Genomic DNA, 19,670 nt, shown 5'->3' on the forward strand with positions numbered 1-19,670 from the left:
GCTGTTACCACTCGGTGCCGATTTGTGCGCCGATGCCGGCCGCGTACGCATGCTTGACGACGGCCATTTCGGTGACGGTGTCGGCGATGGCGATCAATTCGTCCGGCGCGCCGCGGCCCGTGATGACCACGTGCTGCATGGCCGGGCGTTCGAGCAGATCGGCGATGACCTTGTGCACGTCGAGGTAGTTGTACTTGAGGGCGATATTGAGTTCGTCGAACAGCACCAGGCCGTAACTGGGATCGGCCAGGAAGGTCTTCGCCTGCTCCCATGCAAGTTCGGCTTTTTCGATGTCGCGTTCGCGGTTCTGCGTTTCCCAGGTATAGCCTTCGCCCATCGCATGAAAACTGATTTCGTCGGGGAAGCGGCGCAGGAATTTTTCTTCGCCCGTCGACATGGCGCCCTTGATGAACTGCACCACGCCCACTTTCATGCCGTGACCCATGGCGCGGATGGCCATGCCGAAGCCGCTAGAACTCTTGCCCTTGCCGTTGCCCGTGTTGACGATGATGATGCCGATTTCCTTGTCGGCCTTGGCGATGGCCGCGTCGATGATGGCTTTTTTTCTCTCCATGCGCACGCGGTGGCGTTCGTTGATTGCGGCTGTTTCTACGTCGATAGGTTTGTTGTCGCTCATGTCTGATCCTCTTTCGGTATGAATATCTTGCGTTTGCCGTGATCGATGATCTCGATAGGGTGGCCCAGGTAGTCGCCCAGGATGGATGCCTGCATCACCTCGGCCACAGGGCCGGCCAGCCAGCCGCCGTCGCCCATCAGCAGCAGCGCATGGGTCGAGACGCTGTGCGCCAGGTTCAGGTCATGGCCTACCATGACCACGGTTTTATTCTGTTCGCGGCACAGCTTGGCCAGCAGGCCCATGACGCTGACCTGGTGCGCCAGGTCCAGCGCGTTGGCCGGTTCATCCAGCAGCAGCAGGGGCGTGTCCTGTGCCAGCATGGCGGCGATCGCCACGCGCTGGCGTTCGCCGCCGGACAGGCTGCGCACGTCGCGCTCGGCCAGGTGGTCCACTTCCATCGAGGCCAGTGCCGCCAGGGCGATGCGCTGGTCGTCGCTGCTTTCCCAGTAATGGTTGTCGTGATACGGGTGGCGCGCCGACAGCACGGTTTCGATGACGCGGTACGAGAACGCGTCGTGCCGCGCCTGCGCGAGGAAGGCCCGTTCGCGCGCGAGTGCTTCCAGTGGCCAGTCGATCAGGGCGCGGCCCTGTATCGTCACGTGGCCGGCATCCGGTTCGCGCAAGCCGGCCAGGGTGCGCAGCAAAGTACTTTTGCCGGCGCCGTTGCGGCCGATGACACTCCAGCATTCACCGTCTTTTATCTGCCAGGTGAGGTTTTCCACGAGGGAGCGCGTGCCCGCCTTCAGGCCCAGTTGGTAGGTGCGTATCATGCTTTTTTCATCTCCTGCGCAGCCGGTGCAGTTGGTACAGGAACACGGGCGCGCCTATCATGGCTGTCACCACGCCGACGGGCAACTGCAATGGCGCCAGCACGGTGCGCGCCAGGGTATCGGCCAGTACGAGAAAGGTGCCGCCGGCCAGCGCGGCGGCCGGTATCAGCAGGCGGTGATCGGGGCCGCAGGCAAAGCGCAGCGCGTGCGGCACGATAAGTCCCACGAAGCCCACGCTGCCGGCGCTGGTGACGGCGCTGGCCGTGAGCAGGCCGGAACAGAAAAACAGGCCCTTGCGCAGGGCGCCCACGCGTACGCCCAGGGTGCTGGCCGCTTCCGCGTGCAGGGCCATGACGTTGAGCGAACGCGCGCAGCGCAGCGCAAAGACCATGGCGCCGGCCAACACCAGCCAGGGCATCAGCCGCGCGGGCGCGCCGGACAGGTCGCCGATCATCCAGAACACCATGCTGCGCAAGCGGCTTTCCGGGGCGATGGAGAGCATCAGGGTGACGATGGCCATGCAGGCCGAGGCCAGGATCACGCCCGTCAGCAGCAACAGCGAGGCGCCGCCTTCGGCCGCCGTGCCGCCGCGCAGGTCGCGCCGGGCAAAGAAGTACAGCAGCATGGACACGCCGACGGCGCCGGCGAAGGCGGCCGCGTCGACGACCCACAGCGCGCACATGAACAGCAGCGCGGCCAGCGCGCCGACGGAGGCGCCGGCGGAAATGCCCAGCACATAAGGATCGGCCAGGGGATTGCGCAGCAGCGCCTGCATCATCAGGCCCGCCAGCGACAGCGCCGCGCCGGTGACAAAGGCGGTCAGCGCGCGGCCCAGGCGCAGGTCGAGCAGGGTGGCGGCGAGGGTATCGGTCTTGCCCTGTACAACATGGAACAGGGCGGAAGGCAGGTCGGCGAGCGGAATCGCGATCGAACCGATCATGCCGGAGAAAATCAGGCTGGCAATCGCGCACGCGATCAATACCGTGATGATCACGGTGGCGCGGTGGCGCATATTGCGGAAGAATGGGTGCATGTACTGCCTTAAAATCGGGAACCGCATCTGCGGGCGATGGCGGCATGCCATCGCCCGCAGCTTACATCATTACATCATGCTTATTTCATGCCGTAGCGTACGCCAACGAAGAGGTTCGAGCCTGGCGTTGCGTAGAAGCGGCCCAGTTCGTAGTCCTTGTTGGTGATGTTGTTCCAGCGTGCCAGCACCGACCAGTCACGCGCGAACTGGTAGGTGGTGTACAGGTTCAGCAAGCCATAGCCACCGAGCGTGGTTTTGTTGGCGGCATCTTCAAAACGCTTGCCAGACAACTGCCACTCCGTACCAGCGGTCAAAGGACCGGTCGTGTAATCGACGGTGAAATTGGCATGCTTTTTCGCGCGGCGTGCCAGTTGCTTGTCCGTGGTTTCATTGCGCGGATCTTGCAGGTCGATATTGCCGCTGACGTTGAAGGCGCCGAATTTGCGCGCGCCAGCCAGTGTCACTCCCTCGAGCAGGGCTTTGTCGACGTTCATGCTGCAGCCATAGCCTGGCTTCCAGCCGATTACCGGGCAAGTTGACACGTAGGTGAGCATGTCGGTGATCTTGTTATGGTAGTAGATCGCGCTCAGTTGCGATTGGCCGTCGTTGTAATGCAAGCCAATTTCAGCGTTGCGGCCTTTTTCCGGCTTGTTCGTCGGGATGCCGGAGTCAGGGTAGTAAAGATCGTTGAAGGTTGGTGCGCGGAAACTGGTGCCATAGCTGGCGTTGGCGCGCAAGGCGTTGCTGAAACGATAGCCGTAGGCGACGCTACCCGTGTTGTGCGTACCATACGCCGAGCTGTCGTCGCGACGGCCGCTGATGCTGGCCAGGTGGGCGCCGCGCACCAGGTTGTACGATGCAGCGAACGATTTGGTATTGCGGCCGCCGGACAGGCCCTTGGCCGAGCTCACGACGTCTTCATCACGGTATTCGCCCAGCAATTGCAGGGTGTCACGGCCAATGAGAATATCGTTTTGCCAGCTGATGTCGCTTTGTTTGGTGTCGAACTGGCTTCGGCCGAAGGCGCCGGTGGCGGACACCGAGGTTTGTTTGTCCTTTGCCTGGGCGTAGCGCAGCTCACTGGTCCAGTTCGGCAAGAACTGGTTCTTCGTGAAAACCGAAATGTTTTCCAGCTTATTGTCGTTGCGTGCGTCGAAGTTCAAGCCCGAATCGTACTGCGCATCCAGTTTGCTGTTCAGGAAAGTCAGGCCGACTTCATGGCCCTTGGCCATCTGGTAACCGAACTGGCCGCTGACGCTTTCCTTGTCGTAGCCGTCTTTATCCGGATTGTAGGTATACGTCGAGGCACCCAGCTTGGAGGCGGAAAAGCCATCCGATTTTTCCTTGCCTGCGGTCAGCGCGTAGCTGAAGCTGTTGTTGCCACCAGTAGAGCCGGCAACGCTGGCTTCCGCCTGGCGCGTGTTGTAGCGGCCGTAGCCAGCGAAGGCGGAGAAGCGCGCCGCGCCATCGCCTTTCTTGGTAAAGATCTGGATCACACCACCGACGGCATCGGCACCATACATGGTGCTCAGTGGACCGTAGACGATTTCAACGTGGTCGATGCTCGACAAAGGCAGGGCGCTCCAGTTGGCTGTGCCCGAAGTGGCGGAGCCGATGCGCACGCCGTCGACCAGCACGATATTCTGGTTGCTGTTCGCGCCGCGAATGAAGACGCTCGAATTGGTGCCTGGGCCGCCACTGCGATTGACTTCGATGCCGCGCTGTTTTTGCAGCAGGTCGATCAGCGTACCGGCGCCGGAACGCGCGATGTCTTCCGCGCTGATGGTCTGCGTATCGCTCAATACTTCGCTCAGGTGCTGCGGGTAGCGGTTGGCGGTGACGACGATCGGATCGAAGGTATCTGGCGTGGCTTGGGCGAAAGCGGCAGGCGCGGCAATGGCTAGCGCGAGCGACGTGAGCGTCGCGCGGCAGGAAACAGCATGGGTCATGATAATTTTCAGTAAGTAATATGCAACCAGCCGACGTCCCCGTAGGCCAGATTGAACAGAAGTGGGAACTGAGATTGACGATCGAAGATGGCCATCGGCCATTCGGATCGCGAACATCCCCGTTCGCACACTTCCACCTGTCCTGGCCGGTATCCGGGCTGGCAAGTACGGCTATCCCACCTTCCCATGCTCGATGATTGCAAGCACAGTGGTTGTCAGAGATAGCTTGTCGTCCGCCTCCTGTTGGGAGGGGCGACACTTGCTTACCGTTGCGGGGGCAGCACACGTTCGCCGCGGGCGCGGCATCGTGTTTCCCGTTTAACTGCGCTCATGGACATGAGCGCGGGCACCAAAACCCCGTCATTATACGTGCTGTGGGCGTGGACTGATATGGCTTGCTGGACGATTCGCTATCAGAAATCGATGACGACCGTCGCACCGTAGGCGATTTTGTGGGCGGAATGGGCGGCCAGCAGGGCCGTTTCCTCCAATGGCAGCTGCGCCTGCAGCGCCGACAGCAAGCGGATGGTGCCCGCATGGCAGATGATGACCGCCGTGTCGTGTTGTTCGCGCAACAGATCGCCTAAAAAAGCATCGACGCGGGCAGCCATTGCCAGCACGTTCTCGCCGCCGCCGGGGCGGTACCAGGCCAGGTCGGCGGCCCAGGCATCGATGTCCGCGCGCGCAATCGCGTGCCAGGGCTGCATTTCCCAGGTGCCGAAATCCATTTCGGCCAGCCGGGCATCAAGGTGCAATTCGCTCGCGGGCAGATCCTGCGCCAGGGCCGTCGCCAGGCCGGCGCAGCGGCGCAGCGGACTGGCGTAGAGCGGCACACCGGGTGGCAAGGTCGCTTGCAGATGGGCGCGCACCCTCGCGATTTCATGCGGCGCCACCGCCACGTCGCTGCGGCCATAGCAGGTGCCGCTGGTGACTTGCGGCGCGGGGTGGCGCACTAAAATCAGTCGCATATTAATAGAAGCGTATGGGAGGCTGAAAGCTGGAAAGGATGGCCAGGTAAATCGCCACTTCCGCCAGTTGCTGCACGGCGCCCAGGCAGTCGCCCGTGTAGCCTTGCAGGCGGCGCTGGCATTTGCGGCCCAGCCAGAATGCGGCAGCTGCCGCCGCGACGATGGCAAAGACCAGCGCCGCCCAGTCAACTATCCCCAGCAGGGCGCAGGCGATGGTAGGCAGCAGGGCGCAGAAGGCGGCGATGATGAATTCCCCCGTCGTCATTTCCTGCGCCATCGGTTTGGCCTTGCCTTCGTCGCGCGCATAGTCCATGAGCCAGATCAGCGAGACGGCGGCCAGGCGTGAGAGCGGATGGGCGATGAACAGGGTCGCCACCACGGAGGCAGGCGGCAGCGAAGCGAGCGCGGCGCACTTGATGGCCAGCAGACTGAGGATGCCGATGGCGCCATAGGCGCCGATGCGCGAATCCTTCATGATTTCCAGCACCCGCTCGCGCGTCAGGCCGCCGCCGAAGCCGTCGCACATGTCGGCAAAACCGTCTTCATGGAAGGCGCCCGTCAGGTAGATGCCGGCGGCGACGGCCAGCAGCACGGCCACCGCCGAAGGCAGGAGCCAGCTGGCCAGCAGATACACGGCGCCGCTGATGGCCGCCACCACCACGCCGACCAGCGGAAAGTAGCGCGAGGCGTGTTGCAGCCAGGCCGGCTCGAAACCCACCCAGCGGGGGATCGGCAGGCGCGTGAAGAACTGCAGCGCGATAAAGAACAGGCGGCACTGATGGACTGCGGCGGAAACGGGGTTGCTCATGATCTTAGTCTGGCGTGGACTTTTCGCTGACCTGGGCCGAGGCGAACGTGGCCATTTCGCGCATGAAGTTGACGGCCGCGTGCAGCAGCGGCAAGGCCAGCGCCGATCCCGTGCCTTCACCGAGGCGCAAATCGAGGTGCAGCAGCGGACGCGCTCCGAGGCTGGCCAGCAGTTGGCGATGGCCGTTTTCATCGGAGCAGTGCGAAAACACGCAGTAATCGAGGATGGCTGGCTGCAAACGGGCCGCCACCAGTAGGGCGCTGCTGACGATGAAGCCGTCGATCAGCAGAATCATGCGCCGTTCGGCTGCCTTGAGCATGGCGCCGGCCATCATGGCGATCTCGAAACCGCCAAAGGTGGCCAGCACGTCGAGCGGCTCATGGATTGCCGCATGATGGGCGACGGCCGCCTCGATCACCTGCTGCTTGTGCAATATGCCTTCCTTGGACAGGCCGGTGCCGGCACCGACGCAGTCGGCAACCGGCGTTTGCGTCAGCTTGTGCATCAGTGCGGCAGCGGCCGTGGTATTGCCGATGCCCATTTCGCCAAAGCCCAGTACATTGCCCTCTAGCGTGGCGACGAGGTCCATGCCCGCCTGCATGGCGGCCAGGCATTGTTCCTGGCTCATGGCGGGTTCGTTGGCAAAGTTGCGGGTGCCGGGAGCTTGCTTGCGATCCAGCAGGCCGTCGCGCGGGCCGAAATCGTGGTTCACGCCGGCATCTACTATATAGAGGGCGCAATCGGCCTGGCGGGCAAAGACATTGATCGCGGCGCCGTTGCCGAGGAAGTTCTCCACCATTTGCCAGGTCACGCTTTGCGGATAGGCGGAAATGCCTTCGGCGACGACACCATGGTCGGCCGCGAAAACGATGATGGCCGGCTGGTGCAATGCCAGTTGCGTGTTTTGCTGGATCAGGCCGATCTGGCGCGCCAGGGTTTCCAGCATGCCGAGACTGCCCAGCGGCTTGGTCTTGCTATTGATGGCATGTTCGAGGGCGTTGGCCAGGGCGGGATTGGCGGTGGGGACGATGTGTGGGATAGGCATGGAAGTCAAGGTGATGGGGCAGGGGATTGTTGGCGCTACGATATCACACAGCAATATTTGCCCAGCTGCAAAATAGCGCTTGCGAGGTCTCCGCACCTTGGCTATAATTCGCCCCCTCGCTGAACGACGCATGCAAATGCTGAGTACGGTGAGAAAAAGAAGGAGTTGACGGATGTAGTGAAATGCTTCATACTCTTTCTTCTTCGCAGCTGACAAACACAACGCTTTGTCGATGGCGCGAAAGTAGCACCGAATACAGTTCTTTAACAATTAACAGTCGATAAGTGTGGGCATTTGATGTAAGTGCAGCAGTGATCTTCGGATCGCTGTAAAACTTAAAATATCAAATGTTCACAAGAAATAATGAAATAGGATACTTCTTCGGAAGTAGCCTGTCAGTTTTTTGAGTGAGCAAATCTTTTGCAATGTAAAAGATTTGGATGGTAGTGATGCTGTCCGACCTGTCAGAAATGACATTAAACAGAGATTAAACTGAAGAGTTTGATCCTGGCTCAGATTGAACGCTGGCGGCATGCCTTACACATGCAAGTCGAACGGCAGCACGGAGCTTGCTCTGGTGGCGAGTGGCGAACGGGTGAGTAATATATCGGAACGTACCCTGGAGTGGGGGATAACGTAGCGAAAGTTACGCTAATACCGCATACGATCTACGGATGAAAGTGGGGGATCGCAAGACCTCATGCTCGTGGAGCGGCCGATATCTGATTAGCTAGTTGGTAGGGTAAAAGCCTACCAAGGCATCGATCAGTAGCTGGTCTGAGAGGACGACCAGCCACACTGGAACTGAGACACGGTCCAGACTCCTACGGGAGGCAGCAGTGGGGAATTTTGGACAATGGGCGAAAGCCTGATCCAGCAATGCCGCGTGAGTGAAGAAGGCCTTCGGGTTGTAAAGCTCTTTTGTCAGGGAAGAAACGGTGAGAGCTAATATCTTTTGCTAATGACGGTACCTGAAGAATAAGCACCGGCTAACTACGTGCCAGCAGCCGCGGTAATACGTAGGGTGCAAGCGTTAATCGGAATTACTGGGCGTAAAGCGTGCGCAGGCGGTTTTGTAAGTCTGATGTGAAATCCCCGGGCTCAACCTGGGAATTGCATTGGAGACTGCAAGGCTAGAATCTGGCAGAGGGGGGTAGAATTCCACGTGTAGCAGTGAAATGCGTAGATATGTGGAGGAACACCGATGGCGAAGGCAGCCCCCTGGGTCAAGATTGACGCTCATGCACGAAAGCGTGGGGAGCAAACAGGATTAGATACCCTGGTAGTCCACGCCCTAAACGATGTCTACTAGTTGTCGGGTCTTAATTGACTTGGTAACGCAGCTAACGCGTGAAGTAGACCGCCTGGGGAGTACGGTCGCAAGATTAAAACTCAAAGGAATTGACGGGGACCCGCACAAGCGGTGGATGATGTGGATTAATTCGATGCAACGCGAAAAACCTTACCTACCCTTGACATGGCTGGAATCCCCGAGAGATTGGGGAGTGCTCGAAAGAGAACCAGTACACAGGTGCTGCATGGCTGTCGTCAGCTCGTGTCGTGAGATGTTGGGTTAAGTCCCGCAACGAGCGCAACCCTTGTCATTAGTTGCTACGAAAGGGCACTCTAATGAGACTGCCGGTGACAAACCGGAGGAAGGTGGGGATGACGTCAAGTCCTCATGGCCCTTATGGGTAGGGCTTCACACGTCATACAATGGTACATACAGAGCGCCGCCAACCCGCGAGGGGGAGCTAATCGCAGAAAGTGTATCGTAGTCCGGATTGTAGTCTGCAACTCGACTGCATGAAGTTGGAATCGCTAGTAATCGCGGATCAGCATGTCGCGGTGAATACGTTCCCGGGTCTTGTACACACCGCCCGTCACACCATGGGAGCGGGTTTTACCAGAAGTAGGTAGCTTAACCGTAAGGAGGGCGCTTACCACGGTAGGATTCGTGACTGGGGTGAAGTCGTAACAAGGTAGCCGTATCGGAAGGTGCGGCTGGATCACCTCCTTTCTAGAGTTTGCACGAACCAGTTAAATGGTTCACGCATCAAATGTTCACACTTATCGGCTGTTAATAAGAGAAGAAACAGTAGTCGTAGAAGTTCCGCGTTGGGGCTGTAGCTCAGCTGGTTAGAGCACCGTGTTGATAACGCGGGGGTCGTTGGTTCGAGTCCAACCAGCCCTACCAGTAAGACCCGAGTCGTAGAAATATCCTGGGGGATTAGCTCAGCTGGGAGAGCACCTGCTTTGCAAGCAGGGGGTCGTCGGTTCGATCCCGTCATCCTCCACCAAGTACTTTGAAAGTGCAAACGTAAGCCAGTCAACAAGACTTGGGTTTAGGTTTGATCTTTTAGCGATCAAAGCTGTTTCGTTCTTTAACAATCTGGAAGAAGTAAAGATTATTTATTGATCGGTTTGCCGTAAAAAGCGAATCGATGGGTAATGATTGTATGTATCAACAAACAAGCAACAACGTTGTACTTTCTTATCCCTGTAGCGCTCTTTGATCACCTCGGTGATCAGAGGCTAACGTTATAGGGACAAGCGAATAAGTGCACATGGTGGATGCCTTGGCGATTACAGGCGATGAAGGACGTAGTAGCTTGCGATAAGCTGCGGGGAGTGAGCAAACACACTTTGATCCGCAGATTTCCGAATGGGGCAACCCACCCTTTTAGGGTATTGCATACTGAATACATAGGTATGCAAGGCGAACGCGGCGAACTGAAACATCTAAGTAGCTGCAGGAAAAGAAATCAACCGAGATTCCCAAAGTAGCGGCGAGCGAAATGGGAAGAGCCTGTACGTGATAGTCGGACCGATAACAGAATCCTCTGGAAATAGGAGCCATAGTGGGTGATAGCCCCGTATGTGAAATCGGACCGGTGGTACTAAGCGTACGACAAGTAGGGCGGGACACGTGACATCCTGTCTGAATATGGGGGGACCATCCTCCAAGGCTAAATACTCGTAATCGACCGATAGTGAACCAGTACCGTGAGGGAAAGGCGAAAAGAACCCCGGAAGGGGAGTGAAATAGATCCTGAAACCGTGTGCATACAAACAGTAGGAGCGGACTTGTTCCGTGACTGCGTACCTTTTGTATAATGGGTCAGCGACTTACATTCAGTGGCAAGGTTAACCAGATAGGGAAGCCGTAGAGAAATCGAGTCCGAATAGGGCGATCAGTCGCTGGGTGTAGACCCGAAACCAAGTGATCTACTCATGGCCAGGATGAAGGTGCGGTAACACGCCCTGGAGGTCCGAACCCACTAATGTTGAAAAATTAGGGGATGAGCTGTGGGTAGGGGTGAAAGGCTAAACAAACTTGGAAATAGCTGGTTCTCTCCGAAAACTATTTAGGTAGTGCCTCAAGTATCACCATCGGGGGTAGAGCACTGTTATGGCTAGGGGGTCATTGCGACTTACCAAACCATTGCAAACTCCGAATACCGATGAGTGCGAGCTTGGGAGACAGACGTCGGGTGCTAACGTCCGGCGTCAAGAGGGAAACAACCCAGACCGCCAGCTAAGGTCCCAAAGATTGGCTAAGTGGAAAACGAAGTGGGAAGGCTAAAACAGTCAGGATGTTGGCTTAGAAGCAGCCATCATTTAAAGAAAGCGTAATAGCTCACTGATCGAGTCGTCCTGCGCGGAAGATGTAACGGGGCTAAGCCAGTCACCGAAGCTGCGGATATTGTTCTGTGATTTATCACAGATATATATGGTAGGAGAGCGTTCTGTAAGCCTGCGAAGGTGTCTTGTAAAGGATGCTGGAGGTATCAGAAGTGCGAATGCTGACATGAGTAGCGATAATGGGGGTGAAAAGCCTCCACGCCGTAAGCCCAAGGTTTCCTGTTCAACGTTCATCGGAGCAGGGTGAGTCGGCCCCTAAGGCGAGGCAGAGATGCGTAGCTGATGGGAAGCAGGTTAATATTCCTGCACCGTCGTATGATGCGATGGGGGGACGGATCGCGGAAGGTTGTCTGACTGTTGGAATAGTCAGTTTCTGTCTCATAGAAGGCGCTTAGGCAAATCCGGGCGCGCAATTCAAGGGGATGGGACGAGTGAATTTATTCACGAAGCAATCGGAAGTGGTTCCAAGAAAAGCCTCTAAGCTTCAGTCATACGAGACCGTACCGCAAACCGACACAGGTGGGCGAGATGAGTATTCTAAGGCGCTTGAGAGAACTCGGGAGAAGGAACTCGGCAAATTGGTACCGTAACTTCGGGAAAAGGTACGCCCCGGTAGCTTGATTGGTTTACTCCATGAGGGTGAAAGGGTTGCAATAAACTGGTGGCTGCGACTGTTTAATAAAAACACAGCACTCTGCAAACACGAAAGTGGACGTATAGGGTGTGACGCCTGCCCGGTGCTGGAAGATTAAATGATGGGGTGCAAGCTCTTGATTGAAGTCCCAGTAAACGGCGGCCGTAACTATAACGGTCCTAAGGTAGCGAAATTCCTTGTCGGGTAAGTTCCGACCTGCACGAATGGCGTAACGATGGCCACACTGTCTCCTCCCGAGACTCAGCGAAGTTGAAATGTTTGTGATGATGCAATCTACCCGCGGCTAGACGGAAAGACCCCATGAACCTTTACTGTAGCTTTGCATTGGACTTTGAACCAATCTGTGTAGGATAGGTGGGAGGCTTTGAAGCGGGGACGCTAGTTCTCGTGGAGCCAACCTTGAAATACCACCCTGGTTTGTTTGAGGTTCTAACCTTGGTCCGTTATCCGGATCGGGGACAGTGCATGGTAGGCAGTTTGACTGGGGCGGTCTCCTCCTAAAGTGTAACGGAGGAGTTCGAAGGTACGCTAGATACGGTCGGACATCGTGTTGATAGTGCAATGGCATAAGCGTGCTTAACTGCGAGACTGACAAGTCGAGCAGGTACGAAAGTAGGACATAGTGATCCGGTGGTTCTGTATGGAAGGGCCATCGCTCAACGGATAAAAGGTACTCTGGGGATAACAGGCTGATTCCTCCCAAGAGTTCATATCGACGGGGGAGTTTGGCACCTCGATGTCGGCTCATCACATCCTGGGGCTGTAGCCGGTCCCAAGGGTATGGCTGTTCGCCATTTAAAGTGGTACGTGAGCTGGGTTTAAAACGTCGTGAGACAGTTTGGTCCCTATCTGCCGTGGGCGTTGGAAATTTGAAGGGGGCTGCTCCTAGTACGAGAGGACCGGAGTGGACGAACCTCTGGTGTACCGGTTGTCACGCCAGTGGCATTGCCGGGTAGCTAAGTTCGGAAGAGATAACCGCTGAAAGCATCTAAGCGGGAAACTTGCCTTGAGATGAGATTTCCCAGAGCCTTGAGCTCTTTGAAGGGTCGTTCGAGACCAGGACGTTGATAGGCTGGGTGTGGAAGTGCAGTAATGCATTAAGCTAACCAGTACTAATTGCCCGTACGGCTTGTCCCTATAACCTTAGCAGGTACAGAGGATAAGACGGTACAACGTTGCGTGTGTGTTGATACCATTCATTACCCCAATCTTTGCTTCTTCCAGATTCATGGCCTTGTCGTCCTACAGGAGACAAGCGTCAGTACAAGTTATGCCTGATGACCATAGCAAGTTGGTCCCACCCCTTCCCATCCCGAACAGGACCGTGAAACAACTTTGCGCCGATGATAGTGCTGCAACCAGTGTGAAAGTAGGTTATCGTCAGGCTTGTTATACGAAAAAACCCCCATCGGTGACCCGGTGGGGGTTTTTTTACGTCTGGCGCTTGGATACGCCGCTGGTGCTGTCGGCTTACGCTGCGCTAAGCCGACCTACGCCGGCCTGCGCCGGCCTGCGCCGACCGACATCGACCTACGTCGACCTGCGCTTGACTCCGGTACTTCGCCGTTGGGAGAATGCTGGACGAAAAAAAGCAGCGCTGTGCGCTGCCTCTGTTATCTAATACTGTCCCATTCCAGGTCAAAGCGGGCCAGGAATTTCTTGAGCCGGTCCGCATCATTCGGTTTCGCCTTTGCCTCGCGCGAAACGGCATACAGCTTGCGGCCCGCATCGGACAGGCTGTTGGACTGTCGGCACACCTGGATGACTGCCTGCAGCTGCAGCGCATCGAACAGATCGAGTTGCGCTGCCGCCTGCTCTCCCATCAGCTCTGCCAGGTCCACTTCCGGCCGACCGGTTCGCCCATCATGATGCTGCCACATCCGGTTCAGGCGCTGGATCTCTTCGTCGACCACACTATCGGTGATGCGGCCCGCTTCCGACAGCGTGGCAAGGCGCGTGACTGCGGCGGACAGGTCGCGGAAATTCCCCTTCCATGCGGAGGTGGACAGGGTGGCAAAGCGCATGAAACGCTCGCGCGCCTCCTTGTTGAAGCGCACTCTTTCGCCCGTCTCCGCACCGTACTGCGCCAGCAGGTAGTCCAGGTTCGGCTCAATATCCTCGGCTCGCTGCGCCAGACCCGGTAATTCGTACGTCCACAGGTTGATGCGCGCATACAGGTCTTCGCGGAAGCGGCCGGCCGCCACCTCCTTGCCCAGGTCGCGGTTGGTGCCGGCGATCAGCTGGAAGTCGCTTTGCACCTCCGTATCCGCACCAACAGGAAAGAAGCGTTTTTCTTCGATGGCTTTCAGCAGCATCGCCTGTTCATCGAGTCCCAGTTCGCCGATTTCATCGAGAAACAGCAAGCCCTTGTGCGCGCTGCGCAACAAGCCTGGCCTATCCGAACCCGCGCCTGTAAATGACCCCTTGATATGACCGAACAAGGTAGAGGCTGCGCCATCGCCATGCAGGGTGGCGCAATTGAGGTCGATGAATTTGCCGTCGATCTGATGGCGCGATTTTTTCAGTTCATACACGCGGCGCGCAAGGAAGGACTTGCCGGCGCCGGTTGGTCCCATCAGCAGCATGGGCGCTTTTGACTTGATGGCGACGCGTTCGATTTCCTCGATCATGCTATTGAACTTGGCATTGCGCGTGGCGATGCCGGACTTCAGGAAGGCCACGCCTTCGGCCTGCTCGCGCGTAAAACGCTGAGCGATCTGGTCGTAGCGCGACAGATCGAGGTCGATCAGCGCGTAGCTGCCCGGATTGCCGGCGGCCTGCCGCTTCGGTGGCGACGTTTGCACCAGGCGGCCCGGGAAATAGCGGGCTTCCGTCATCAGGAACATGCAAATTTGCGCCACGTGGCTGCCGGTGGTGATGTGGATCCAGTACTCCTCCTTGTCCGGATCGAAGGCGTAGCTGTTGGCGAAATCGTAGAGCGCGCCGTATACGTCTTCAAAATCCCAGGCATCGCTGATGGGCAGTTCATGGGCGACCAGCCTGGTTTCAGGCGAGACGCTGGCGATATCCTGCGACACCTGGCGCACCAGGCTGGCAAACTGCTCGCCGGCGTACAGCAGTTCGAAACGGTCGATGATCTTGTCTTCATGCTGGGTCAGGGCGACGCTGGGGCGCCACTTTTCCCAGCGTGCCGCTCCTCTGCCATTGTCGAGTTGCGTGCCGAGAAAGCCGATGACGACGGTGCGTTTTGCTTGCATATCTTGGATAAAAATTTATCTGAAAAGATAATTGTATTCGAAATCGTAATCGAGGGGATAGTTTCAAGGCAAAGCATGCATGAGAATATTATTCCAAAAAATCAATGGCTTACATTTGTTTTTGGAAAAATTATTAGAGCTGGCACAGCGCTTGCAATAGAGGAGATACCAACGAGATAAACGTAGAGAGCAGAGAGGAACGAAAAATGGCCAACGTCCAGCTATTCCAGAGCGCACAACAGAGCGCGACCTTGCCTTCGGCACTGGCACGCAATGCCGAAGGCGCGCCAGCGTATGCACTGACGCCACGGCATCAGTTGGCGCAATATGCTGCCACCGGTTGCCTGAACACGACGTTCTATGCCAGCGCCGAAGCGCAGCTGGCGATGGTACTGGAACTGTGCAAGGCGGTCGAACCAGCCTTCATCGCACAAACGGCCGTGTACTGCCGCGAACGGGGCTACATGAAAGACATGCCGGCCTTGCTGGTGGCCGTGCTGGCGGGGCAGGGTGCTGCAGAATTTACGCAGGCCTTCCAGCGCGTGATTAACAACGGCAAGATGCTGCGCAACTTCGTGCAGATCATGCGTTCGGGCGCCGTGGGCCGCAAGTCGCTGGGATCGCGTCCGAAAAAGCTGGTACAGGCATGGTTGAACAACGCATCCGAGCAGGCCTTGCTGGCCGCTGCCGTGGGCAATGCGCCGTCGCTGGCCGACGTGGTGAAAATGGTGCATCCGAAACCGCAGGCAGCGTGGCGGGAGGCATTCTTTGCCTGGCTGATCGGCAAGGAATATACACGCGATGCCTTGCCGGCGGCGCTGGCCGCGTTCGAGGCATACAAGGCCGATCCTTCGCAGCCGATACCGGCAGTGCCGTTCCAGATGCTGACGGCGTTGCCCTTGAGCGCGCAGGATTGGGCGCAGATCGCCCGCCAGGGCAGCTGGCAGATGGTGCGCATGAATCTGAATACCTTTGCCCGCCATGGCGTGTACGTGATTGATGGCATGCCGGAACTGATCGCCGCCAAGCTGCGCGATCCCGAAGCGATCGCCAGCTCGCGCGTGTTTCCCTACCAACTGATGTCGGCGTACATGGCCGCCGGCGACAAGGTACCGTGCATCGTGCATGCAGCGCTGGAGCAGGCGCTGGAAATATCGCTGGCGAACGTGCCGCGGATCACGGGCAAGGTGGTGGTGTGTCCTGACGTTTCCGGCTCGATGGCCTCGCCCGTCAGCGGTTTTCGCGGCAGCGCCACCTCGAACGTGCGCTGCATCGACGTGGCGGCTCTGGTGGCGGCAGCCATGCTGCGCAAGAATCCGGACGCCATGGTGCTGCCGTTCGAGCACAACGTGGTGCAGTGCGCACTTGGCGCCGATGACAGCGTAATGGCGAATGCGGCCAGGCTGGCGGCCATCGGCGGTGGCGGCACCAATTGCAGCGCACCCCTGCTGCGCATGAACAGCAGGAAGGAGCTGGCCGACCTGGTGATCTATGTGTCCGATAACGAATCGTGGATCGACGCCAGGCGCAGCGGCGCCACGGCGACGATGGGGCAGTGGACGGTTTTCAGGCAGCGCAATCCGCAGGCAAAGCTGGTGTGCATCGATATTTCGCCGCATGCCACGACACAGGCGATGGAGCGCGAGGATATCCTGAATATCGGCGGTTTTTCCGACGACGTCTTCAAGATCATCGCCGCCTTTGCCGCCGGTCAGCTGGACCCGGCCCACTGGGTGGGAGAAATCGCCACCATCGATATCGCGGTACCAGCTTGTTGAAGTAACGCGCACGAATGCCGACAAGACTACATGAGAGACGTCCTGTCCAGGTTTGTCATGCGCCGCAGTACCCCGAATGCCGACAGGATTACATCGATCAGCCGCGTCAAACCGGCCTGCCAGACGCAGTGCGCCTGGCAGAAAATCCTGTCCCCCCTTGTCGGGTTGTCGTACTGATGAATGCCGGTGGAACTACATCCAGAGCCGATGCGTCGGCAATGTTTCACCAATCCTTGTCATCACCCCCTATACAATAGAAGAAGAGCATAGCGATGAAAAACGAAGAATACGAAGTTCTGCATACCGAAGGCAGCCGTCCCGTGAAAATGTGGACGCGTGGCGTGCCTGTCGAAGAAGCGGCCAAAAAACAATTGCGCAACACGGCGACCCTGCCGTTCATCTACAAGCACATCGCCGTCATGCCCGACGTCCACCTGGGTAAAGGATCGACCATCGGCAGCGTGATCCCCACCCTGGGCGCCGTGATTCCGGCAGCCGTGGGCGTCGATATCGGTTGCGGCATGATGGCGGCGAAAACCACGCTGACGGCAAATGATTTGCCCGATAACCTGGGGCCGCTGCGCAGCGCCATCGAGCGCGCCATTCCGCACGGGATGTCGCCGAAGACGCGCGGTCACCGCGGCCGCGACGAGGGTTCCTGGCAGACGCCGCCCTCGGTGGTCGATGCCGCGTGGCTGCAGCTGAAGGATGAATTCGACGCCATCTGCCTGAAAACGCCCAAGCTGAAGAACACGAATAACTATCGTCACCTGGGAACTTTGGGCAGCGGTAACCACTTCGTCGAAGTCTGTCTCGATGAACAGGGTTCTGTATGGTTCATGCTGCATTCCGGTTCGCGCGGCGTGGGCAATGCCATCGGTACGCATTTCATCGAACTGGCCAAGCAGGATATGCGTACCCACTTCATCAACCTGCCCGACCAGGACCTCGCCTATCTGGCCGAAGGCACGCGGCATTACGACGATTACGTGGAAGCGGTGGGCTGGGCCCAGCGTTTCGCGCGCAACAACCGCGAAGTGATGATGCAAAACCTGATCGCGGCCGTGCGCACGGTCATCCATAAGCCGTTCCAGACGCATGTGGAAGCCGTCAACTGCCACCATAACTATGTGCAGAAGGAGCACCACTTCGGCAAGGACGTGTTGGTCACGCGCAAGGGCGCCGTCTCGGCCCGCGCCGGCGAACTGGGGATCATTCCCGGTTCCATGGGCGCGAAGAGTTTTATCGTGCGCGGCAAGGGTAATGCGGACAGTTTCCATAGCTGCAGCCACGGCGCGGGACGCACGATGAGCCGTACGGAAGCGAAGCGGCGCTTCAACCTGGACGACCAGATCCGCGCCACGCAAGGCGTGGAATGCCGCAAGGATGAAAACGTGATCGATGAAATTCCAATGGCCTACAAGGATATCGATGCGGTGATGCTGGCACAGCGCGAGCTGGTCGACGTCGTGCATATCCTGAAGCAGGTCGTTTGCGTCAAAGGTTAATAAAGAGAAAGTACAGATGATAGAAATTGATGGAGCGCAAGGTGAAGGCGGCGGACAGATTTTGCGCTCGGCGCTGAGCCTGTCCATGATCACGGCCCAGCCGTTCCGGCTGACGAATATTCGCGCGGGGCGGGACAAGCCCGGCTTGTTGCGCCAGCATTTGCTGGCCGTGCAGGCAGCGACCGCCATTTGCGGGGCGCGCACGACGCCGGTGGCGCTGCGCGCAGCCAGCCTGGAATTCGTGCCTGGCCCCATACGCGGCGGCGATTACCGCTTTGCCATCGGCAGCGCCGGCAGCTGCACCCTGGTGTTGCAAACCTTGCTGCCGGCTCTGCTGTATGCGGATGGGCCGTCTACCGTGCGCATCAGCGGCGGCACGCACAATGCCATGGCGCCGCCCGTGCATTTTTTGCAGCGCGCGTATGGCCGCATCCTGGAACAGATGGGCGCCGAGGTGGAGATTACGCAGCAGCGCTATGGCTTTCATCCCGCAGGTGGTGGCGAGGTGCTGGCCACCGTGCAACCGTGCCAGCGTTTGCGGCCCATTTCACTGCTGCAGCGCGGCGAGCGGAAGGCCGGGTATGCGGAAAGCGTGGTGGCGGGCGTGCATGTGAACGTGGCGCAGCGCGAGCTCGAGCGTGTCGCCGACGGCATGGGCTGGAGCGGCAAGCAGCTGCGTCTCGTCGGCTTGCCGGCGGAGCAGGGACCGGGCAACGTCCTGTTGCTGACATTGGAACATGAGCACGTCACGGAAGTATTTACGTCGTTCGGCGAAAAGCACTTGCTGGCCGAATCCGTGGCCAAGCGCCTGTTGAACGAGGTGCGCGCCTATCTCAAGACGGACGCGGCCGTGGGCGAGCACCTGGCGGACCAGCTCTTGCTGCCGATGGCGCTGGCCGGCGGCGGTAGCTTCAGTTGCAACAAGGTGTCGCAGCATGCGTTGACGAATGCGGACGTGATTGCCCGCTTCTTGCCCGTGCGTATCACTTTCGAGCAGCAGGCGCGGGGCAGCATCTGCACGGTGGCCGCCGCCTGACGCGCGCGGTGACACAATCGCTGTTGCAGCTGTTCCAAATTGATACATGGGCGGCCCGATGTGGGGCATATACGCATGGCATGGCATTTGCTCTTCTTGAGATATTCACTAAAAAAAACCAAGGAGACCAGCATGACCTATTCCATCCGTACCCTGCTCGGCGTGGCCGCCGCCGGCGCCGTTGCCCTCACCTCCCTGCTGACCTTGCCGCATGCCTATGCGCACGGCAATGTCACGCCGCAAGGCGTCGACACCACGGGCTTGCCCAAGGTGGGTGACAAGTGGCTCGAGCAAAACCCGTATCGCGGCAACAAGCTGGCCCTGACGGTGGGCACCTCGGCCTATAACCAGAATTGCGCGCGCTGCCACGGCATCGAAGCCATTTCGGGCGGCATCGCGCCGGACTTGCGCCAACTGGACCGCGATTGCTTCGGTATCAAGAATGAGACAAAGAAACAGGCGTGCTACAAGGAAACGGATAATTATTTCCTGGCGACCATCCGTCACGGTAAAGTGCGTAATGGTGCCGTGTACATGCCGCCGTTCGAGGGCGTATTCAACCAGGAAGCGATGTGGGCCATCAAGACCTACCTGGAAACCCGCCGCGAGTCTAATTAGGT

12 protein-coding genes, 2 tRNA genes, 3 rRNA genes and 1 riboswitch are annotated in these 19,670 nt (G+C 58.4%); of the genes, 9 read left to right on the forward strand and 8 right to left on the reverse strand.

Features of this window, described 5'->3' with window-relative positions; all coding sequences use genetic code 11:
- Window positions 1–4 precede the first annotated feature (4 nt).
- From cobO to cobT, 7 genes are all read right to left on the reverse strand, one after another.
- A complete protein-coding gene (cobO, locus tag D9M09_RS02705; protein WP_070219379.1) occupies window positions 5–637 on the reverse strand; it encodes a cob(I)yrinic acid a,c-diamide adenosyltransferase in 633 nt (210 codons plus the stop codon).
- Window positions 634–1,407: an ABC transporter ATP-binding protein gene (locus tag D9M09_RS02710; protein ID WP_121668518.1), complete on the reverse strand. Its 774-nt coding sequence runs from the start codon at window positions 1,405–1,407 to the stop codon at window positions 634–636. The genes cobO and D9M09_RS02710 overlap by 4 nt, the downstream gene beginning before the upstream one ends.
- A gap of 7 nt (window positions 1,408–1,414) precedes the next feature.
- A complete protein-coding gene (locus tag D9M09_RS02715; RefSeq protein WP_070219381.1) occupies window positions 1,415–2,440 on the reverse strand; it encodes a FecCD family ABC transporter permease in 1,026 nt (341 codons plus the stop codon).
- A gap of 80 nt (window positions 2,441–2,520) precedes the next feature.
- Entirely contained in the window at window positions 2,521–4,389 is a 1,869-nt protein-coding gene (locus tag D9M09_RS02720) for a TonB-dependent receptor domain-containing protein (RefSeq protein WP_070219382.1), read from the reverse strand.
- A 127-nt stretch (window positions 4,390–4,516) separates the two neighbouring features.
- A riboswitch (cobalamin riboswitch) is annotated at window positions 4,517–4,758 on the reverse strand.
- Between the two features lie 44 nt (window positions 4,759–4,802).
- Window positions 4,803–5,357 carry a histidine phosphatase family protein gene (locus D9M09_RS02725; RefSeq protein WP_121668519.1) on the reverse strand — a complete coding sequence of 185 codons (555 nt, stop codon included), beginning with the start codon at window positions 5,355–5,357 and terminating at the stop codon, window positions 4,803–4,805.
- Between the two features lies 1 nt (window position 5,358).
- Window positions 5,359–6,165, reverse strand: a complete 807-nt coding sequence (locus tag D9M09_RS02730; protein WP_121668520.1) for an adenosylcobinamide-GDP ribazoletransferase — start codon at window positions 6,163–6,165, stop codon at window positions 5,359–5,361.
- 4 nt (window positions 6,166–6,169) lie between these two features.
- Entirely contained in the window at window positions 6,170–7,210 is a 1,041-nt protein-coding gene (gene cobT / locus D9M09_RS02735; RefSeq protein WP_121668521.1) for a nicotinate-nucleotide--dimethylbenzimidazole phosphoribosyltransferase, read from the reverse strand.
- A 489-nt stretch (window positions 7,211–7,699) separates the two neighbouring features.
- Between cobT and D9M09_RS02740 the strand changes: the two genes are divergently transcribed.
- The 5 genes from D9M09_RS02740 to rrf all read left to right on the forward strand — a co-directional run bounded on the left by D9M09_RS02740 (window position 7,700) and on the right by rrf (window position 12,896).
- A 16S ribosomal RNA gene (locus D9M09_RS02740) occupies window positions 7,700–9,230 on the forward strand.
- Between the two features lie 100 nt (window positions 9,231–9,330).
- A tRNA-Ile gene (locus D9M09_RS02745) sits at window positions 9,331–9,407 on the forward strand.
- A gap of 27 nt (window positions 9,408–9,434) precedes the next feature.
- Window positions 9,435–9,510, forward strand: a tRNA-Ala gene (locus D9M09_RS02750).
- A gap of 247 nt (window positions 9,511–9,757) precedes the next feature.
- Window positions 9,758–12,647, forward strand: a 23S ribosomal RNA gene (locus D9M09_RS02755).
- 136 nt (window positions 12,648–12,783) lie between these two features.
- A 5S ribosomal RNA gene (gene rrf / locus D9M09_RS02760) occupies window positions 12,784–12,896 on the forward strand.
- Together the 16S, 23S and 5S rRNA genes with 2 tRNA genes alongside form the textbook arrangement of a ribosomal RNA operon.
- 227 nt (window positions 12,897–13,123) lie before the next feature.
- Here rrf and rtcR read toward each other — a convergent pair.
- Window positions 13,124–14,728: an RNA repair transcriptional activator RtcR gene (gene rtcR / locus D9M09_RS02765; RefSeq protein ID WP_121668522.1), complete on the reverse strand. Its 1,605-nt coding sequence runs from the start codon at window positions 14,726–14,728 to the stop codon at window positions 13,124–13,126.
- Window positions 14,729–14,934: 206 nt separating this feature from the next.
- Here rtcR and D9M09_RS02770 point away from each other — a divergent pair, with 206 nt between their 5' ends.
- From D9M09_RS02770 to pedF, 4 genes are all read left to right on the forward strand, one after another.
- Entirely contained in the window at window positions 14,935–16,506 is a 1,572-nt protein-coding gene (locus D9M09_RS02770) for a TROVE domain-containing protein (protein ID WP_121668523.1), read from the forward strand.
- A 272-nt stretch (window positions 16,507–16,778) separates the two neighbouring features.
- Complete coding sequence (locus D9M09_RS02775; protein ID WP_121668524.1) at window positions 16,779–18,014, forward strand: RtcB family protein; 1,236 nt, start codon at window positions 16,779–16,781, stop codon at window positions 18,012–18,014.
- Between the two features lie 16 nt (window positions 18,015–18,030).
- Window positions 18,031–19,050 carry an RNA 3'-terminal phosphate cyclase gene (gene rtcA / locus D9M09_RS02780; RefSeq protein ID WP_121668525.1) on the forward strand — a complete coding sequence of 340 codons (1,020 nt, stop codon included), beginning with the start codon at window positions 18,031–18,033 and terminating at the stop codon, window positions 19,048–19,050.
- Window positions 19,051–19,182: 132 nt separating this feature from the next.
- Complete coding sequence (pedF, locus tag D9M09_RS02785) at window positions 19,183–19,668, forward strand: cytochrome c-550 PedF (RefSeq protein ID WP_070221748.1); 486 nt, start codon at window positions 19,183–19,185, stop codon at window positions 19,666–19,668.
- Window positions 19,669–19,670 lie beyond the last annotated feature (2 nt).

The sequence above is a fragment of the Janthinobacterium agaricidamnosum genome, from assembly GCF_003667705.1.
Taxonomy (GTDB): Bacteria; Pseudomonadota; Gammaproteobacteria; order Burkholderiales; family Burkholderiaceae_D; genus Janthinobacterium.

What these genes read in the sequence shown, in the direction of transcription:
- D9M09_RS02770 (WP_121668523.1), top strand. Translation starts at nt 14,935, where the DNA reads ATGGCCAACGTCCAGCTATTCCAGAGCGCACAACAGAGCGCGACCTTG.
- rtcR (WP_121668522.1), bottom strand. Translation starts at nt 14,728, where the DNA reads ATGCAAGCAAAACGCACCGTCGTCATCGGCTTTCTCGGCACGCAACTC.
- D9M09_RS02710 (WP_121668518.1), bottom strand. Translation starts at nt 1,407, where the DNA reads ATGATACGCACCTACCAACTGGGCCTGAAGGCGGGCACGCGCTCCCTC.
- D9M09_RS02775 (WP_121668524.1), top strand. Translation starts at nt 16,779, where the DNA reads ATGAAAAACGAAGAATACGAAGTTCTGCATACCGAAGGCAGCCGTCCC.
- cobT (WP_121668521.1), bottom strand. Translation starts at nt 7,210, where the DNA reads ATGCCTATCCCACACATCGTCCCCACCGCCAATCCCGCCCTGGCCAAC.
- D9M09_RS02725 (WP_121668519.1), bottom strand. Translation starts at nt 5,357, where the DNA reads ATGCGACTGATTTTAGTGCGCCACCCCGCGCCGCAAGTCACCAGCGGC.
- cobO (WP_070219379.1), bottom strand. Translation starts at nt 637, where the DNA reads ATGAGCGACAACAAACCTATCGACGTAGAAACAGCCGCAATCAACGAA.
- D9M09_RS02720 (WP_070219382.1), bottom strand. Translation starts at nt 4,389, where the DNA reads ATGACCCATGCTGTTTCCTGCCGCGCGACGCTCACGTCGCTCGCGCTA.
- rtcA (WP_121668525.1), top strand. Translation starts at nt 18,031, where the DNA reads ATGATAGAAATTGATGGAGCGCAAGGTGAAGGCGGCGGACAGATTTTG.
- pedF (WP_070221748.1), top strand. Translation starts at nt 19,183, where the DNA reads ATGACCTATTCCATCCGTACCCTGCTCGGCGTGGCCGCCGCCGGCGCC.
- D9M09_RS02730 (WP_121668520.1), bottom strand. Translation starts at nt 6,165, where the DNA reads ATGAGCAACCCCGTTTCCGCCGCAGTCCATCAGTGCCGCCTGTTCTTT.
- D9M09_RS02715 (WP_070219381.1), bottom strand. Translation starts at nt 2,440, where the DNA reads ATGCACCCATTCTTCCGCAATATGCGCCACCGCGCCACCGTGATCATC.